Consider the following 17,532-nt stretch of genomic DNA (forward strand, 5'->3'; position numbering starts at 1 on the left):
TTGGCCGCGGCGCATAGGGAAATGCCGACGAGGGCGTATTGCGAACGTCGATTGATTTGCTCAAAAAGGCCTTCGAATGTGGCATGCGAGGCGTGCGGTTCCGCCCGATTCTTCTGCATAATGTACGCATAAACAAGGAAACCCCTGGTCGCAGTGTTGTGCAACCAGGGGTTTCCGGCTTTTTATCGTGACGCGATGCCACATTCGAGGTGTGTTTTGCACATTTCGAGGCACCTGTTCATCTCGAAACTCTTGCGCATGTCGAGACGTGCCTCGCTCGTTACGCGGCGTTCTCCTCACGCAGCATGGCCTGCTCGTAGTCGCGCGTGCCCTTGAACACTTCGTGAGTGTAGGGGTTCACGCCGAGTTTCTTGGCGCGGTAAATCACGTAGCCTACGGCGGCGACGTTGGCTACAAGGGCGAGAATCGAAACGACCAGGTTCACGTCGGGGTTGTTCACCGACTGCACCGCGAAGATGGAGTCGTTCGCGAACATGGGAACTACCTGGCAGAACATGCACCACAGGCTCAGCGTGTAGGCGCGGTTCTGAATCCAACCGCCCTTGTTCCAGAAGAAGTTGGCAACCGTGGGGGCGAGCAGCAGCGCCAGGCCGCAGTACCAAGAATGGGTGGGCAGGCAGTTGTAGGTGTAGCAGAAGTTCCAAATGTCATAGCTCAGAATGAAAACCCACGTCATGTCGGGCCAGAGCATGTCCTGCTTCTTCTTGGACACGTAGATGCCCCACCAACCGGTCATGACGAAGATGTTCAAAATGCCGGCAACGCCGTTGAATACGTTGTGCCAGCCGCCGTACAGCGTGACGCCTTCGCTGGAAACCCATGTGGTGCCGAAGGCGCGCACGGCGCTTTCGAAGTCGCTCACTACGGCAATCAGAATGTTAATGGCGACGATGACGAACGGGAAGCACTTGAACCATTCGGCCTTGCCGAGCGATCCCCAGTGATACTTCAGAATAAGGAAGCCGATGCAGCCTGCGGTTGCGGCGTAAAGCTTGGCATAATGGAACCAGCTGTTCATGTAGAGATACGTGGGGTTGTTGAGCGCCCACTCGGCACCCGCGGCGGCTCCCGCGTAAATCGCGATGAAGTATGCGGTAAGAATTCCTGGAATCACCAGGAAGCACGTGATGCCGCCGATTTTCGTGCGTCGTGCGATTTCGTTGAACCCGACGAGGGCCAGAAACACGATAATCCATCCAATCCATTGGTATACAGCGTTGTCGCCATAAACGTCAAACAGCATTGGATGCCTCCTTTCTTTTGCTGCGCGGGCTTACGACCCGCGCACCCCTGTGCCGCTGCGGACGATTCTGTCGGATCTCGGTTCGCATCCGCGAATCGGCGGCGCATCGAAGCGCACGAATTCGCGTGGCATCCTTGAGCTGATCGCCAGAATTTTCCTCGCTGGTACCCTTTGGATCTGCCGACTGAAATCGCTTCCCATTCTTGAAGCCAGCAGATCCCCTTTATCCCCTCGGCTCTACGCCGTATGGTGGCTTTGCTCGCGCTCGCGTTCGAAGTGAAGCGTTTGCGCGATGATGCCCTTCAGCACGTCGTCGCTTGCTTCGGGATGCTGTCGCATGTAGCCGACGATGCCCAATATGAGCATGTAGAACGTTTCGTATACGTGGTCGATGCGCACTTTATGCAAGCGTCCAAAATCGGCCACGGTGGTTTCGACGATGTAGGTCGCCGACGCATCGGCGACGCGATTGATGAATCGCAAATAGAGCGAGGCGTTTTCGTGTGTGGCGAGCGCCCGGCGAAACGGTTTGTGCGCGTTGTCGTTATCGAAAAGCTAGTCGCGAATGAGCGCCACGATCGTGTCGAGCGCGCCTTCGATATCGCCCTCAACGCGTTGCGCGTTCCACTCCTTCAGGCTTGCGATGAACTCGTCAACGTAGGTGTCGAGTACGGCGGCGACCAAATCTTCCTTGCTGGGGAAGTAATGGTAGAACAACGTGCGCGCCACGTTCATGCGTTCGGCGATTGCGGCGACCGACGTTTTCGCGAGGCCGCGCTCTTCGATGAGCTCGCGTGCGCACTGGATAATTTCAAGCTTGCGATCCATGCCCTTCTCCTTCCCCTAAAGATGAGGCTTTTGGAATCTCCGCTTCACGATGTGTTCACAATACGACGGAACTGAACAGGGTGTCAATGTACAGAATTGATAAAGCGTCAATTCTGTATTCGCTCTCAAACTGGGACTATCGAGACTTTATGAAATATGTTATAGTGTGCTAAAAGTTCATCGGAGTAACAAAAAAAGAAATTCGATGAAGTAATGAATGGGGATTCAAGCATAAGGGAAGGGGTACCGATGCGAACGAATACTGCAAAAGGAACCCGCGCGATTGCCGCATGCGGCGCATGCGTGCTTGCCGTTGCCATGACGGGCTGCGGTGCATCGTTCGAGGGGTCTGGCAGCAAAGACGCGGCAAGCGCCGAGCAGCTTGCCATGCATGCTGACGATCCATGGGCTGTCGAGATAGGCGCGAATTCGAAGGCTCAAAGCGACTTCACGCTGGTCGATGGCGTATACACCGGCACGGGCTTGGGCATGGACGGTCTTATCACGGTGACGCTTGCGGTGCAAGGCAACCATATTAACTGCATTGAGGTGACCCAGGAAGGCGAAACACAAAGCGTGGGCGGCTTCGAGGCCATTCGCGACGGCAAGTACGCCGCCATGATTGACGCCGAGCAGGGTCCCGATATCGATTGCATTTCGGGCGCGACCATCACCACCGCCGGTGTGCGTCAGGCCACGACCGACGCTCTTATTCAGGCGGGCGCCGACTTGCAGCCCGTGGAAGTGGGCAGCGGCACCACCATCGACAAAGTGCAGAAGGGGGAATAGCCATGGCAGCTCTTGAGAATAAAGGCGTTTCCCGCCGCGATTTCTTGACCGGAGCGGCGGCTTTGGCCGGCGGTTTGGCTGCGGTGAGCGCAATACCGGCGGCGGCGCATGCCGAAGAGGCGGGCGTGATCGGTGACTGGGCGGCCGACGGCAGCAAAGCCGTTGCCGTAGCCCCCTCGAAAGACACGAACGCGAGCGCGTCCGATGGCACATATCGCGAGCACGATGCAGCGGCATTTCCTGCGAACGATGCCACGGCTATCGAGCCCCGCAAAGTTCCCGATGCGTGGGATTACGAATGCGACGTCGTGGTCGTGGGCGCGGGCGGCGGCGGTTTGAACGCTGCGGCGCGTGCGGCCGAGCTGGGCGCTTCGGTCATCTGCGTAGAAAGCATGGCGTCATGGGGCGGCAATGCGCAATCGGCCGGCATGTGCGGCATTCTGGGCGGCTATTCGAAGCAGGAAGAAAAGCGTTTCGCATTCCCGAGCTATCCGTTCGACCCCAAAGCGCTCACCGACTGGGCGATGGACGAATACCACTACGCGGCCGACCCGAAGCTCATCTATAAAATCGCGTGCGAAGGCGGCCACTCGCTTGACTGGATGGCCGATTGCGGCGTGAAGTGGCGCTTGGGCGAAGTGCCGGTGTATGTTGCGCCGAAGAATTCCACGCTCGACCACCACGTGCTGAAAATGAAAGACGCGACCGACGCCATGTACGATTACGGCGTATCCAAGGGCGTTGAATTCATTTTCCGTTGCCCCGCCGAGGCGCTTGTGCAAGACGAAACGGGCCGTATCGTGGGCTTGGTCGCCAAGCAAGATTTCCAGCACGAGGTTTATATCCACGCGTCTAAGGGCGTCATTCTTACCGCGGGCGGCTTCTGCAACAATAAAGCCTTGCTCGATCGCTACATTCCCACGGCGGCCATGGGCTGCGCGTCGAGCTATCTCGTCGGCGGCGAAACGGGCGAGTGCTTCCGCATGGGCTTGGGCGTTGGCGCCGATGTGTCGGGCTTCAACAGCTCCGCGAGTTTCGATGGCGGTGTCGATTGGCAGGCTGAAGGCGGGCAATGGGCGCGCTTCCTCTATGACGGCATGACGCAGCTCTCGCGCCAGCCGTGGCTCACCATCGACCGCGCGGGCAACCGCCTGCGCTATATGGACAGCCGTGTGGGCGAAGACGGTGCGAACGCGATTTACGCGCTGGGTGACTTGGCGACCATTCAAATGGTGCCTCCTGGGCATCGCTCCTACATCATTTTCGATGCGAATTATGAAGACCACTTGGCGGGCTTCGCGCAGGAACACTGCCGCAAGCTCATCACGCCTGATTTGGAGCAAATCGACAAGGTGCCCGAGCATTACCGCGATTGGCACCACGGCGTGCAAGACGCCATCGATGCCGACGTGCTCAAGCGCCGCGATACGCTTGAGGAGCTCGAGGCCGATTTAGGCTTCGCAAAAGGCGTGCTCACCGATGCTGTTGCGAAGTGGAACGAATGCTGCGAAAAGGGCGAGGACGACTTCCTCTATCCCATGCCTCCTGAATGGCTCCATGCCATTACTACGCCGCCGTTTTATGGCTGCCGCATTGGCGGAAACCTGTATGGCACTAAGGCGGGCCTGCTCATCAACGACCAAATGCAGGTTGTGGGCACCAATGGCCTCGTGATTCCCGGCCTGTATGCGGGTTGGCATACCGCTGGCGGCGCATGCGGCGAGAACTCCTATATCGGCGATCCTATTCTTGGTTCGCTTATGGGCGATGTGGGCTTGGCATTCTGCGGCGGGTATTTGTGCGGAACGTCGGTCATCGACAACGAGTTTTAGGGAGGCCTGACATGAAAACCCAAATGAAGGCCATGGCCAGGCCGTATGTGACCTTGTTCGGAATGGCTCTTATCGTGGCCGTTGTGGCGCGCATCGGCTTGGGTATTATGGATGCCACAGGCGCGCTTGCCTATGACTACATTTCGGCGAGCGATGTCGCCATTCTTGACACGATTTGCTCCATTCTCACGGGTTCGGCGTTCGTGGCGTTCATGTTCGCCGCCTCACTCGCGCTCACGCTTTCGGTTGCGGGCGTGGCTTTGTATGCGGCGATCGCTCGTCGCGAGGGTGGCCAGGCCAGCGCGGCAAGCGCGTTTCTGTGGGGATGGGCTACGGCGCTCGTCGCAATCGTATGCCTGGTTATTGTTGGAGGCGGCATTCTGTCGGCCGTGCAGGTTGGCTCTATGAGCTCGAAACTTCCCGGCACGGGCGTGCTCGTGGTTGCCGCAATCGTATTCGCCGCATTTCTTGGCACGCTGCTTGGTGCAGCGTCTATGGTTGCCGTGGCGTGCGTGCGACGCGCGAAAACGTCGAAGCGTGCCTGCGTGAACCTGCTTGTGGCGTGCGCGGTGTGCGGTTTGGCGGTCATGGTGCTCACGGTGGGCACGTTCTCTACGCTCAATCACGTGAGCATCGATACCTCGGCGCTCGGCATGTGGTTCGCCGCCGATGCGATTGTGAACATCGCCATGCTGCTTGCTGCAAGCCGTTTCGCGAAATAAGCCTGTCGCTTGATGTCGCTTGAGGGCTGTCGCTTTGGTGGGCTCGGGCGCATGGCGGTGAGAGTCGTCGCAGATTCGTGGAAAAGGCAAAAGCTGCAGAAACGGCAGCTCGCGTCAGTTGGGTATGGCTCGCGACAATACATTGGGCGGAAGGTATGCACGCCCCTCCCAAGCGAGTCCGCACGCGGGCTCGCTTTTTTGCGCGATAACGCTGCGGCGTGTTCGGTGATAGGAGGGAGACAGCTGCTATTTCTTCCCGAAAAAAGAAAACCCGCATCATGCGGGTTCGAGGAAAATCGGAATGGTGCCCCAGATAGGATTCGAACCTACGGCTTTCTGCTCCGGAGGCAGACGCTCTATCCCCTGAGCTACTGGGGCACATCGCAGTCGTTCATTATACGCTAAAATGTCTCTCGCGAGAAAGAGGAACTATGCCAGAAACTATTACCATCGATCGCCTTGCCTATGGCGATGCGGGCATCGGCCGTGCGGAAAATGGCAAAACCGTATTCGTGAACGGCACATGCCCGGGAGATGTCGCCTTGGTCGAAATCGATCGCGACAAGGGCAATTTCTGCGAAGGCCACGTGGTCGAGCTCGTTGCGCCGTCGCCCGATCGCGTGCTGTCGGCATGCCCGCTTGCGAGCGTATGCGGCGGTTGCGGTTGGCAACATATATCTTACGAGCGTCAGCTTGCTGCGAAGCGCGATGCCGTTGTGTCTCAGCTGCGTCGCATCGGCGGCTTCGATGCGGAGCGCGCCGAGCGCATCGTTGGCGCATGCGTGCCGTCGAAGCGACAAATGGAATATCGCAACAAGCTCGAGTTCAGCTGCGCTTTCGATGCGAAGCAGGGCTTCCAAATGGGCTTTCATCAAAAGGGAAGCGACAAAATCCTTGCCGCCGACGCATGCCCGCTTGCGCATAAACAAGCCCAAAAAACGCCGAAGGCTCTGCGCGGCGCTCTACGCTATCTCACGGGTCGCGAAGATTTAGGCATCCATCGCGTAGGCGTGCGCCATTCTCACCGTTCGGGCGATTTGGAAGTGGCTTTGTGGACGACGCCTGGTCCGTTTCCGCGCAATGCCGTGGCGAAAACCCTGTCCACGGCCGTGAAGGCTTCGTCAATCGTGCGCGTGATGACGGCCGATGCGGGCAGTGCGCGCAAGCTCAAGGGCCTCGAGATTCTCGATGGCCGCGGTTTTTGGCGCGAAACCGTCGCAGGCATTGAACACGGCGTGAGCGCGCCCTCGTTCTTCCAGGTGAACACGCCTCAGGCCGACAAACTGGTGCAGCTTGCCCTTGACGGCCTCGAGCTCGATGAAGATTGCGTTGCGGCCGACCTGTTCTGCGGCGTGGGCACCTTCACTATTCCGCTCGCGAAGCGCTGCGGCGGTGTGTACGCTGTGGAGTCGTATGGCTCGAGCGTGCGCAATTTGCGCCACACCGTTGAGCAGGAAAACGTCGATGTCGAGGTTATTGGCGGCGACGCGACGCGTGAGCTGCCCGAACTCGGTGAGCTTGACGCGCTCATCGTCGATCCGCCTCGAAGTGGCCTCGCGAAAGAAATTATCGGCTCCATCGCCGAGGCGGCGCCCTTGCGCGTGGCGTATGTAAGCTGCGACCCAGCTACGTGGGCGCGTGACGTAAAGTTGCTCGAAGCGGCCGGCTTTGAGCTTTTGCAAGCAACGCCTGTCGATATGTTCCCGCAGACCTTCCATGTCGAGACGGTTTCGATTTTCGCGAATAAGAATCAGTAAAACGGCCGATTTATATGGGGCTGCCATGTGCGCCTCAGAAGGAAAAAGCCCCAGCTGCGCCCGCGCGAATGCTCTTATTTGCGCGGGCGTTTCGCATATGGGGGAGCCGCTCTCGGCGCTGGCGCTCGCCTTCGCGTGCTCAAACCTCCGCCCTTTTTTCAGGTTCGAGACGTTTTCGTGCTGGAATTCCATCGAGTTCATGAGCAATTTTTATGGCGCAGGCCTGCAAAAAGCCATTGAGCGGTATCATACAAAAGCTTATGTGCTGCCGAACGCGGCAAAAGAGGCGCCGCTTGCAGCAACGATGCTTCGACTTCGCGCCGATTACCGGCGCCAGACGCAGTTTCAACGCACGATAAAGAAGGAGTTATCGACTATGGCACTGTATACCCCCGAGTATCAGCCCAACGGCAAGGAAATCGCCGTCATCAAAACCTCCAAAGGCGACATTCGAGTTCAACTCGCCGGCGACGACGCCCCCATCCACGTGGGCAACTTCGTTGAGCTCGCTCGCAAGGGCTTCTACGACAACCTCAAGTTCCATCGCTATGTTCCCGGCTTCGTCATTCAGGGCGGCTGCCCCAACACCCGCGACCTCGATTCCGCACAGGTTATCGAAGCTGCCGGCAACCCGTGGGCTGGCCTTGGCACGGGTGGCCCGGGCTACTGCATCAAGCAGGAGTACACCACCAACCCGAACAACTCCCACGAAGACGGCGCGCTGGCTATGGCTCGCAGCGCGAACCCCGATTCTGCGGGCTCCCAGTTCTATCTGTGCTTGGGTCCCCAGCATAATCTCGACTCTGGCTACACCGTGTTCGGCCAGACCGTCGAAGGCAAAGATGTCATCGGCGAGCTTCGCGTGGGCGATGTCATTGAAACTATCGAAATCGAAAACGCCGACTAGCCACAAGCTTTCACGCGTATTCAAGGAAGACAGGAATTCATGGACAACCAATACGTAGCCCAGGCGCAAGCCGCATACCAGGCACGCGACTTTCAGGCCGCAAGCCAGGCATACGTCCAGCTGCTCCAAGATCCCAGCGTGCCGAAGGGCCCGGGCGATTTGGGGTATCTGTACCATCAGCTGGGCAACTGCTTGCTGCAGCTGAAAGATTTCGATTCGGCTATCGAGTCGTACACTCAGGCGACCGCCGATTCCGCCTACGATGCCGTGGGCGCGGTGAATTGCAACTTGGGCAAAGCGTACGTTTTCAAGCACGATTACGAAAACGCCGTGTCTCATTTTGAAATCGCCACCTCCGATGCCAAATACGACACTCCCTACAAGGCCTATTTGGGCATGGGCAATGCGCTTTTGAAGCTTGGCAAAAACGCCGAAGCCGGCGTCGCATTCCGCGAGGCCGCACTCGATTCGCGCAACCCCGATCCGAGCAAGGCGCTGCTCAACCTGGGCGTATGCTTCATGGCCCTCAATCGTCCGGCCGATGCCGTGGCATCGTATGAAAGCGCGCTGCAGTTCGACATGGATGCCGCAACGCGCAACAAGATGTATGCGAATCTTGGTCAGGCCTACGTTGCTCTGGGCCAAATGCAGAAGGCCATGAGTGCGTTCGAGTCGGCCCTCGCCGACAAAACTTACTTCCTGAGCGAGTCGGCGAGCGTCGACTACGCCCAGGCTGCCAAGTGCATGGCGACGGGCACCATCGCGATGCCCGCCATTGGCCAGCAGGCAGCGCCCGCACCCGCGGCTGCGTCCAACGACGGCAACGACATGTCGGGCCTCGACGTTCCGGCCGATGGCGTGCCCACGCAAGACGATGCCTATCCGGTGGAAACGTACGCCGACCCGCAGTATTACCCGGCCGAGGCCTATGGCTACGAGCCAGTCGATAACTACAATTCGGGCGACGAGCGTTTCTTCAGCGCGAGCGACGAAGAGCTCGAGCGCTATTCGAAGGGCATTGCGCGCCAAGATCGCAAGCGCCGCAACGTTGGTCTGAAAATCCTGGTCGCGTTTTTCGTGCTTCTGCTGCTCGCTGCCGGCGCAGGCGTGTTCCTGTATACGCAGGGCTACGGCTATCCCACCCAGGAAAGTGTAGTGAAGAGCCTGTTCGCCGATACCGAGAACGCTTCGAGCTATTTCGTTTCGTCGATGAGCTCCGATAAAGTCGACGATGCCATGCGTGGCGTCGTGTCCGATTCCGATGTCGCCATCGATGGCATGGACAAATCCATGTCGAACTCCACGGTGTATGTGACGGCGTCCACGCCCGAGGGCGGGGAAGTGTCCTACACTGTTTCCATGGTGCGCGACATGCTTGGCTGGAAGGTTTCCGGCGTGCAAATGACGTTCGCCTCCCAGCAGTCATAAATGCTGCAACGCCTGGGTAGCCAGGTTGCAATATAGTGCGTCGCCTGAGTGCGTCGTGCCTGTTAGAAAGCCGTTTTTCTTCAAGAAAGGGAACAATCATGGCAATTGAAAAGACCTACTCCATGCTCAAGCCCGACGCTGTGCGCAATCATCACATCGGCGAGATCGTGAGCCGCATCGAGCGCGCTGGCCTCGTTATCGAGCGCATGGAGCTGGCCAATGTTACCCCCGAGCAGGCTGCTGCGAACTACGCCGAGCACGAGGGCAAGCCCTTCTACAACGGCCTCATCGAGTACATCACCAGCGGCCCGGTTGTGAAGATGGTCGTCTCCGGCGAAGGCGCCGTCAAGAAGATGCGTACCCTCATGGGTGCCACCAACCCGGCAGAAGCTGCCCCCGGCACGATTCGTGGTGACTTTGGTCTCATTATGGACGAAAATGTTATTCACGGCTCCGACTCGCCCGAGTCTGCCGAGCGTGAAATCGGCATCTTCTTCGGTGCATAAATAATCTACGCTAAGCCTTTCGGGCGAACACGTCGGCAAGCCGCTCGCTTTCATTGTCGGATTGAAGGAGGAGCTTGTGCTCTACCGCATCATTGATGCTGGCGACGTGCCTTTGCTCATTCGGGCTTTCATGGATTCTTACGAACTTGTGGCCCCGGTCGAATGCGACCAGGGCCACATTTTCGATACCATCGACGACCCCAATGACGTGGTGCTTGATTACTCGACCACCATCGCCTCTCCCAAAAAATATTTCTTGCCTCCTCGCGAGATTCTTTTCAAATTCGATGTGGCGCAAAACGATGTCGACGCGTACGAGCTCGACGTGAAGCCACGTGTTCTTTTCGGCGTTCACCCTTGCGATATGAATGCCATCGAAAAGCTCGATTCCGTTTTTCTTGAAGGGCCGTACCCCGACCCGTATTACCGCGCGCGCCGCGAAGCCACGCTCATCGTGGGCGTTGGATGCACGCCTTCTCAGTCGTGCTTCTGCCATCGCATGGATGCCGACGAAGCGCCTGCCGGATACGATTTGTTCCTGCAAGATTTGGGTGACCGCTTCTGGGTCTCCATTTCTTCGGTCGCTGCAGCGGAAGTTTTGGAAGAATCGACCACGTTGCGTGAAGCTACCGACGAAGATCGCGCCGCTTTCGCCGCCGCCACCCGTCGCCGCAACGAGGCATTCTCTTCCGACATTCCCTTTGTGCAAGATGTTGCCATGCTTATGGACACGTATCACTCCGATCCGTTTTGGGCCGAACTGGGTTCGCGTTGTCTGAATTGCACCGCGTGCGCATCGGTGTGCCCCACGTGCATGTGCTTCGACATCGTCGACGAACTTGCCTTCGACGGCAAGACCGGCGAGCGTGTGCGCGAGTGGGATTGCTGCACGAATCCCCAGTTCGCAACCGTTGCAGGCGGTCATAATTTCCGCCCGAGCGAACGTGAGCGCGTGCGCCATCGCATGTATCACAAGCTCAATGGTTTCAAGGAAAAGCACGGCAGCATGCTTTGTGTAGGTTGCGGCCGCTGCGTCGATGCATGCAAAACCGGCATCAACCCTATTGAGGTGTTGAAGTTCTTTGACGAGAAAACGCGCGGTGCGCATGACGCCCAGCAGGGAAAGGGGGCGACCAATGGCGAATAGGCATGCTTTCACGACTTCGGTCGAGGTATCTCCGCTCGCCGCAGCGGGCCATGTCAAAACGGGCGCTGAGCTCATGGCTGAAAATCCCTATCGTCCGTGGCCTGCGCGCATCACGTCTATCATGGAGCTTACCGCAACCGAGAAGCTCTTCGAATTCCGCTTGATTGACGAGCGCATTCGCGAAGCGTTCCACCAGCAGCCCGGTCAGTTCGTCGAGCTGTCCATCTTCGGCGTGGGCGAAGCTCCCATCTCCATTTCTTCGTCGCCTTCCAAGCAGGGCTTCATCGAGCTGTGCGTGCGACGCGCAGGTAAGTTCACCGAAGAGCTGCACAAAATGCAGTGCGGTGACGTGGTTGGAATTCGCGGGCCTTTCGGCCGACCGTTCCCATTCGAAAAAATGAAGGGCCACGACATTTTGCTTGTCGCGGGCGGTTTGGGCATCGCGCCCCTGCGATCGCTGATCAACAATATTCACGATGAGCGCAGTGAGTTCGGCAAAGTTACCATCATCTATGGCTCGCGCAACCCGCGCGAAGTCATGTTCCGCGACCAGTTCGAGATGTGGCGCCACCGTCACGACTTCGATCTTCACCTGACCGTCGACAATTACGAAGACGGATGGGATGGCGAAGTGGGCCTGGTCACCAAGCCTTTCGAGCATTTGGAAGTCGATGCTGACAATACGTTCGGCGCATTGTGCGGGCCTCCTGTCATGTATCGATTCGTCGTTGAGGAAATGCGCAAGAAGGGAATTCCCTACGATCGCATTTACATGAGCTTCGAGCGCCATATGAAATGCGGCATGGGCAAATGCGGCCATTGTCAAGTGGGCCATCAGTATGTGTGCATTGACGGTCCCGTGTTCAATTATTGGGAAGCGAAGAATATTCAGGGGTCGATGTAGATGGAATGCCAAACGAAAAGGAACGCCACGCCGCGCGTGGTGGTGCTGGGCTTGGCGAGCTGCTTCGGCTGCCAGCTGCAAATAACGAATGCCGAATCGCATTTGCTCGAAATTCTGGGCCAAATCGATGTGCAGTATTGGCAAATGGCCTCAAGTGCGCCCGAGCCCGAGGGCGATGTCGACGTCGTAATTATCGAGGGCGCCGTTTCCACGGTTGAATCCCGTGAAATCGTTGAGCGTTGGCGCAAACGCGCGAAATGCCTGATCGCTATGGGTGCATGTGCGGTATGCGGAGGAATTCCTTCCATTGCGGCGCATCATTTGGATGAGCGCGCGAAAAGCGTGTATGGCGATGCACTCCCTTCCGCCTGCGGAGAAATGCTTGTTCCTCAGCCGGTCAGCAGCGTGGTCGATGTCGATTTCGAAGTTCGCGCATGCCCTATTGATCCCGCCGATTTCGTTGCGGTGATGCAGCATGCTATATATGGCAGCAACGCCACGGTGCAAACGGGAACGTTGTGCGGCAGCTGCAAACGCAATGAAAGCGGTTGCTTGTGGCGCGAAGGAAAAGTGTGCCTAGGCCTCGTGACCCAAGAGGGCTGCGGCGCGAAGTGCGTGCAGCTTGGCCGCGAATGCAATGGCTGCCGTGGCCTGTCGGCTAACGCGAATCTTTCGGCGGCGCGCGCGTTCGCCGAAAGCACGAGCGTCGGCGCTGCTCGCTTTGACGAGGCGCTTGAATTGTTCAACCTGGTGAACCCCATGCTTTCATCAATTTCGGAAGGGGAGGAGTAGCCCATGCGCACGACGCTTTCTATGCACCATATTGCTCGCATCGAGGGACACGGCAACATCTCGCTTTCTATAGAAGATGGTCGCGTGTCCGATGTGAAGATGAACGTGGTGGAACCCGCCCGTTTATTCGAGTCGATGGTGGGAGGACGTCCCTTCACCCAAACGAGCTATATCGCCTCGCGTATTTGCGGAATTTGCTCGTCGAGCCACGTGATAACCGATTTGCTTGCGATTGAGCAAATCTTTGGCGTGAAGACGAGCGAGCGCACGCGCGTTTTGCGCGAACTGCTCGTGTATGGCAGCTTTCTTCAGAACCACGCAGCGCACTTGTTCGTTTTTGCCGCTCCCGATTTCGAAGGGCTCGACAGTGCTTTCCCCCTTGCGGAATCGGCGCCCGAGCTTTTCAATGGCGGAATGGCTATTAAGGCGCTGGGCAATGAGCTGTGTACGCTCGTTGGCGGGCGCTCCATTCATCCCATCACATGCGTTGTGGGCGGTTTCACCCATGAGCCGTCTCGTGACGACTGCCTTGCCATGGCCGATAAAGTTGCCGCCGCGCGTGAATTCTGCGAAAAAACGGTCGATGTTTTCGCGGGCTTCAAGGTCCCACAGATTGAAACCTCTGGCGATTTTATGGCGCTCGTGGAAAATGGCCGTTATTGCGTGGTTGGCGATACTGCGGCTTTCGCATCCGATGGCGCACGTTTTGTCGCGGCCGATTACGCCGACCATATTGAGGAATACGCCGTCGATCATTCGGCTGCGCGATTTTCGCGCCGCGCGAGCACGAAGAAAAACATCACGACGAGCGCGCTTGCGCGCGTTAACTTGAGCTGGAATGAGCTTTCGCAGCCTGCGCGATTGGCTGCGGCGAAAGCGGGCCTGCGTCCTCCGGCGCGAAACCCCTTCTTGAACAATGTTGCGCAGGCCGTCGAGCTCGTCGATGTGTGCGTTCGTTGCGAGGCGATGCTTCGTTGGCTCGCATTCGGCGAAGGAACGAGCAAGCCCGTCGATTTCGAAGTTCGTGCGGGCAGGGGCGTTGGCATGACCGAGGCTCCGCGCGGCACGCTCATTCATGAGCTGGAAATTGGGGAAGACGGTCGCGTCAAGCACGCGAGCATCATCACGCCTACGGTCCATAATCTGGGCGATACTGAATCGAGCGTGCGCACGCTTGCCGATTTGCTGGCCGAGCAGGGTGCTTCCGAGGAAGAAATTCGTTTGGAGGTCGGAAAACTCGTTCGTGCGTACGATCCATGCCTCTCATGTTCCGTGCATTAGGCGATTTTTGCGAGTTTTGAGGCTCGAAAAACGTCTCAAGCGCCGGTTTCTACGATAATTCGAGCCGCCTTTGTGCGGTTCGAATAGTTTAATGTGGACAAAATGTGAGCAGACAAGTAGTAATTCATTCAAATACGACCGCTCACGTCTAATAACATACCGTTCACCGAAAGTGAAAAATTTTTTTCGGGCAAATATTTCGGGAAAATGACCGAAAACAGTTGGATAAATTCGTAATCCGTGAATTGAAAAAAGCCGTTTGACGTGGTCAAACGGCTTTTTGTTTACGAACCATAGGAAGGCGGTTTAAAGCACGCGGCGTAGCTGTTGTTCCTTGATTTCGCTCTCGAGGGAGGAGTGAATGATGTTTTGGAACGGTTCGACGTCGCTCAAAATGCCTGCGTTCGAGAGCTCGGGGTCGGAAATTCGATGCACGAGATAGCTGATTGCGGCCCCCGTATAGAACTCGGCAAGGAAGTGCACGGCCGAATCGCTCAACGATCGGTTGCTCAAAATGAATCGAATATCGCGCTCCAGCGCCGGGACATAGAGCTTGTAGAGATACGAGCGCAGCCCATCTTTTTCGGTGCTGTGGAGCGCCTTGGCGTAATATGCGCGGCGCTTTTCGAGTGTGTCGGCGAGCGCTTGGAAGAATTCAGATCCATCGAGTGAGCGCACGCCGACCTTCTTAAAGGCGTAATACGGCTTGTCGGCAATAGCCCCGTCTTCTTCACGCTCATACACCAAATGGTCGGAATCGAAGCGCTCAAGCAGCGTTTCGGCAAGGTCGTTGCGGAAGACCCAACGAATGAGATGGGCCTTGTCTTCGAAGTGGTAGTAAAACGTTTTGCGGTTTTTACCCGATGCGGCAACGATGTCGGAAACCGAGATTCTTTCAATGGGGAGCTTCTCGGCGAGGCTCACGAACGATTCGCCCATAAGCTCCATGGTGTCGGAAGATGCCATAACGCTCCTTACATTACGAGTGATTTAGGACAGTTTTGCGAGTGCGTGGTGAAAACAAGCATGTGCATGGGAACGGCGCCTTGCATAAAACTATCCATATTTTAGCATCAGAGTCCGACACAAGCATCGATATGTCCTACTAGTTTTATAAGTAAAACATGCTTATTTCACTTGCAGGGATGCCATTTTGCCTGGTTTTACCTGTGAAAATATATGCCAATCCTATATATCGAACCACAAAGCTACAGAATTAGTTATATGTCCCGCAAAACGGCCTATCTTTACCCAGAACCTTGGAACTGACCATGCTCGAACGGACAGGAAGAGCGTATTCTGCCGATATCGAAACCTGCGCCTTGTAGCGAAGGGGACAGGTTGGTCGAAAAGTCGACTCTTAACTAGGAGGAAGCAATGGATTTCGCTTTGACCGATGAGCAAGAGCTGCTGCTCGAAAGCGTGCGCGAGTTCTGCGATCGCTATTTCACCGACGACGTCGTGAAGGAAATGTACGAGAACGGCGGCATGCCCGACGAAATCGCCGCGGCATATCGCGACGCTGGCTTTGGCCTGATGGGTATTCCTGAGGAGTACGGCGGAATCCCGGCTGACAAAGTCACGTTGGGCCTGATGATCGAGGAGCTTTACCACAGCGCTGGCTGCATGCACATTCTCTATCAGAACTCCCTGTCCATGTTCGACATCATGGAGTTCGGCACCGAAGAGCAGAAGCAGCAGGCCGTTGACCACTACATGGAGACCGGCTGGCCTATCGCTTCTCTGTCCATCTCCGAGCCGGGCGCTGGCTCTGACAATGGCTCCATGACCTGCGTCGCTAAGAAGCAGGCCGACGGCACTTACAAGCTTTCCGGCCAGAAGACCTGGGTCACCATGGGTGAGAAACTCCCGTACACCATCGTCGTCGCCAAGGACGAAGATCCCAGCCGCGAGAACCGCAACATGTCCCTTTGGTACATCCCCATGGACACCCCGGGCGTTTCCACCGCTTCGCTGCACAAGATCGGCCAGCAGTGCATCCCGTTCTGCGAGGTCTACTTCGACGACGTCGTCGTTACCGAAGAGCAGCGCATGGGCAAGCCGGGCGAGGGCTTCATGATGCTCATGAAGAACTTTGAGGTCGAGCGCTCCTTCATCGTCGCCGAGCAGGTTGGTCTGGCTCAGGCCGCCCTCGAGGACGCTGCCAAGTACGCCAACCAGCGCATCGCCTTCGGCAAGCCGATCACCAAGCTGCAGATGATCCAGGAGAAGCTCTGCGACATGGAGATCAAGGTTCAGAACACCCGCAACATGCTTTACAAGACCCTGTGGAAGCTCGACAACGGCGAATCGGTTCAGCTCGACTCCGCGATGCTGAAGCGCTACGGCTGCTCCGAGTGCTTCCAGGTCGCCGACATGGCGCTCTCCATCTACGCCGGTTTGGGTTATACTACTGAAGTCCGCATTGGCCGCATCTGGGCCGACCTGCGCGGCAATATGTTTGGCGGTGGCACCCACGAAGTCATGGCCTACATTGCTGGCCGTCAGGTTGCCAAGAAGTACGCCAATTAGTAAGTCACGCATAAGACAGTCTGTTAAGAAACGTATCCGAGAAGGGAAAGGTACAAGATGAAAATCGTTGTTTCTTTCAAGGTCGTTCCTGACGATCAGGACATCCAGGTGTCCGGCGACGGTAGCCTCGACTACGCCAAGGCTCACCAGATCGTCTCGACCTACGACTTGAACGCGATGGAAGCCGCCGCTCAGCTGGCTGCTGCCAACGAAGGTTCCGAAGTCGTGGGCATCACGGTCGGCGGTAAAAAAATCGACGACTCCAAGACCAAGAAGAACGTGCTTGCTCGCGGCATTGATCAGCTCTACATGACCGCTGACGACGCGTGCGCCGACCTCGACGCTGGCGCTACCGCTGCGGCTCTCGCCGAGCTCGTTGCCAAGGTGGGCGAATATGACCTCATCATCTGCGGCGACGGCTCTGCTGACAACTACGCTCAGCAGGTTGACGTGCAGCTGGCCGCTAAGCTCGGTCTGCCCGTCGTCAATGGCGCTACCAAGATTGAAGCTGGCGACGGCGTTGTGACCGTTGTCCGCACCCTCGAAGACGTCGTCGAGACCGTTGAGGTCCCGCTGCCTGCCGTTGTTTCGGTTGCTCCCGACGTCGCTCTGCCCCGCATCCCGGGCATGAAAGACATTCTGGCCGCCGGCAAGAAGCCGATGAACGTCTTCGCCGCTGAGGGCACCTTCGCCAACAGCATCGAAGTCGTCGACTGCAAGGCTCCCAAGCAGGCCGACCGCAAGCTCGAGATCATCGACGCCGCCGACGATGGCGCCATCGAGAAGTTCGCTGCCGCCATCAAGGCCGCTCTGTAGTTCGCGGAATTAGGAAAGGATCGAAAA

The 17,532-nt window shown here is 57.3% G+C and carries 17 protein-coding genes and 1 tRNA gene; 13 read left to right on the plus strand and 5 right to left on the minus strand.

Annotated elements, in window-relative coordinates; genetic code table 11:
* Positions 1 to 280: 280 nt before the first annotated feature.
* The 3 genes from DMP05_RS00525 to DMP05_RS10040 form a co-directional block, all read right to left on the minus strand.
* Complete coding sequence (locus DMP05_RS00525; RefSeq protein WP_123218695.1) at positions 281 to 1,264, minus strand: DUF5692 family protein; 984 nt, start codon at positions 1,262 to 1,264, stop codon at positions 281 to 283.
* A gap of 237 nt (positions 1,265 to 1,501) precedes the next feature.
* A complete protein-coding gene (locus DMP05_RS10035; protein ID WP_244594980.1) occupies positions 1,502 to 1,747 on the minus strand; it encodes a hypothetical protein in 246 nt (81 codons plus the stop codon).
* A 72-nt stretch (positions 1,748 to 1,819) separates the two neighbouring features.
* Positions 1,820 to 2,092, minus strand: coding sequence for a TetR/AcrR family transcriptional regulator (locus tag DMP05_RS10040; protein WP_244594981.1), 273 nt, complete (start codon positions 2,090 to 2,092; stop codon positions 1,820 to 1,822).
* Positions 2,093 to 2,341: 249 nt separating this feature from the next.
* Between DMP05_RS10040 and DMP05_RS00535 the strand changes: the two genes are divergently transcribed.
* Genes DMP05_RS00535 through DMP05_RS00545 form a run of 3 tightly spaced genes read left to right on the plus strand, consistent with a single transcriptional unit; the run spans position 2,342 to position 5,435 of the window.
* Positions 2,342 to 2,881, plus strand: coding sequence for an FMN-binding protein (locus tag DMP05_RS00535; RefSeq protein WP_123218696.1), 540 nt, complete (start codon positions 2,342 to 2,344; stop codon positions 2,879 to 2,881).
* 2 nt (positions 2,882 to 2,883) lie between these two features.
* Positions 2,884 to 4,713 carry an FAD-dependent oxidoreductase gene (locus DMP05_RS00540; RefSeq protein WP_123218697.1) on the plus strand — a complete coding sequence of 610 codons (1,830 nt, stop codon included), beginning with the start codon at positions 2,884 to 2,886 and terminating at the stop codon, positions 4,711 to 4,713.
* An 11-nt stretch (positions 4,714 to 4,724) separates the two neighbouring features.
* Entirely contained in the window at positions 4,725 to 5,435 is a 711-nt protein-coding gene (locus DMP05_RS00545) for a hypothetical protein (RefSeq protein ID WP_123218698.1), read from the plus strand.
* 302 nt (positions 5,436 to 5,737) lie between these two features.
* Here DMP05_RS00545 and DMP05_RS00550 read toward each other — a convergent pair.
* Positions 5,738 to 5,813 (minus strand) — tRNA-Arg (locus tag DMP05_RS00550).
* A gap of 53 nt (positions 5,814 to 5,866) precedes the next feature.
* Between DMP05_RS00550 and rlmD the strand changes: the two genes are divergently transcribed.
* From rlmD to DMP05_RS00590, 8 genes are all read left to right on the plus strand, one after another.
* Positions 5,867 to 7,192 carry a 23S rRNA (uracil(1939)-C(5))-methyltransferase RlmD gene (gene rlmD, locus DMP05_RS00555; RefSeq protein ID WP_123218699.1) on the plus strand — a complete coding sequence of 442 codons (1,326 nt, stop codon included), beginning with the start codon at positions 5,867 to 5,869 and terminating at the stop codon, positions 7,190 to 7,192.
* Positions 7,193 to 7,568: 376 nt separating this feature from the next.
* Positions 7,569 to 8,099: a peptidylprolyl isomerase gene (locus DMP05_RS00560; RefSeq protein WP_123218780.1), complete on the plus strand. Its 531-nt coding sequence runs from the start codon at positions 7,569 to 7,571 to the stop codon at positions 8,097 to 8,099.
* A 39-nt stretch (positions 8,100 to 8,138) separates the two neighbouring features.
* Complete coding sequence (locus DMP05_RS00565) at positions 8,139 to 9,527, plus strand: tetratricopeptide repeat protein (protein ID WP_123218700.1); 1,389 nt, start codon at positions 8,139 to 8,141, stop codon at positions 9,525 to 9,527.
* Positions 9,528 to 9,625: 98 nt separating this feature from the next.
* Entirely contained in the window at positions 9,626 to 10,033 is a 408-nt protein-coding gene (gene ndk, locus DMP05_RS00570; protein ID WP_114614901.1) for a nucleoside-diphosphate kinase, read from the plus strand.
* 76 nt (positions 10,034 to 10,109) lie between these two features.
* The gene (locus DMP05_RS00575) at positions 10,110 to 11,180 is read left to right on the plus strand and encodes a 4Fe-4S dicluster domain-containing protein (RefSeq protein WP_123218701.1); all 1,071 of its coding nucleotides are present in this window, start codon (positions 10,110 to 10,112) and stop codon (positions 11,178 to 11,180) included.
* Positions 11,170 to 12,084 (plus strand): FAD/NAD(P)-binding protein, encoded by a 915-nt coding sequence (locus DMP05_RS00580; RefSeq protein ID WP_114614903.1) that lies wholly within the window; start codon positions 11,170 to 11,172, stop codon positions 12,082 to 12,084. The genes DMP05_RS00575 and DMP05_RS00580 overlap by 11 nt, the downstream gene beginning before the upstream one ends.
* A complete protein-coding gene (locus tag DMP05_RS00585; protein WP_123218702.1) occupies positions 12,085 to 12,876 on the plus strand; it encodes an NADH-quinone oxidoreductase subunit B family protein in 792 nt (263 codons plus the stop codon).
* A 3-nt stretch (positions 12,877 to 12,879) separates the two neighbouring features.
* Complete coding sequence (locus DMP05_RS00590) at positions 12,880 to 14,157, plus strand: Ni/Fe hydrogenase subunit alpha (RefSeq protein WP_123218703.1); 1,278 nt, start codon at positions 12,880 to 12,882, stop codon at positions 14,155 to 14,157.
* A gap of 306 nt (positions 14,158 to 14,463) precedes the next feature.
* On the opposite strand, the gene DMP05_RS00595 is transcribed toward DMP05_RS00590, so the two are convergent.
* The gene (locus DMP05_RS00595) at positions 14,464 to 15,123 is read right to left on the minus strand and encodes a TetR/AcrR family transcriptional regulator C-terminal domain-containing protein (protein ID WP_114614906.1); all 660 of its coding nucleotides are present in this window, start codon (positions 15,121 to 15,123) and stop codon (positions 14,464 to 14,466) included.
* 411 nt (positions 15,124 to 15,534) lie between these two features.
* Between DMP05_RS00595 and DMP05_RS00600 the strand changes: the two genes are divergently transcribed.
* Together DMP05_RS00600 and fixA are read left to right on the plus strand one after the other, a co-directional pair.
* Complete coding sequence (locus tag DMP05_RS00600; RefSeq protein WP_114614907.1) at positions 15,535 to 16,689, plus strand: acyl-CoA dehydrogenase family protein; 1,155 nt, start codon at positions 15,535 to 15,537, stop codon at positions 16,687 to 16,689.
* A 57-nt stretch (positions 16,690 to 16,746) separates the two neighbouring features.
* A complete protein-coding gene (gene fixA / locus DMP05_RS00605; RefSeq protein ID WP_114614908.1) occupies positions 16,747 to 17,505 on the plus strand; it encodes a putative electron transfer flavoprotein FixA in 759 nt (252 codons plus the stop codon).
* Positions 17,506 to 17,532: the final 27 nt, after the last annotated feature.

The sequence above is a fragment of the Slackia isoflavoniconvertens genome (assembly GCF_003725955.1).
Classification (GTDB): Bacteria; Actinomycetota; Coriobacteriia; order Coriobacteriales; family Eggerthellaceae; genus Slackia; species Slackia isoflavoniconvertens.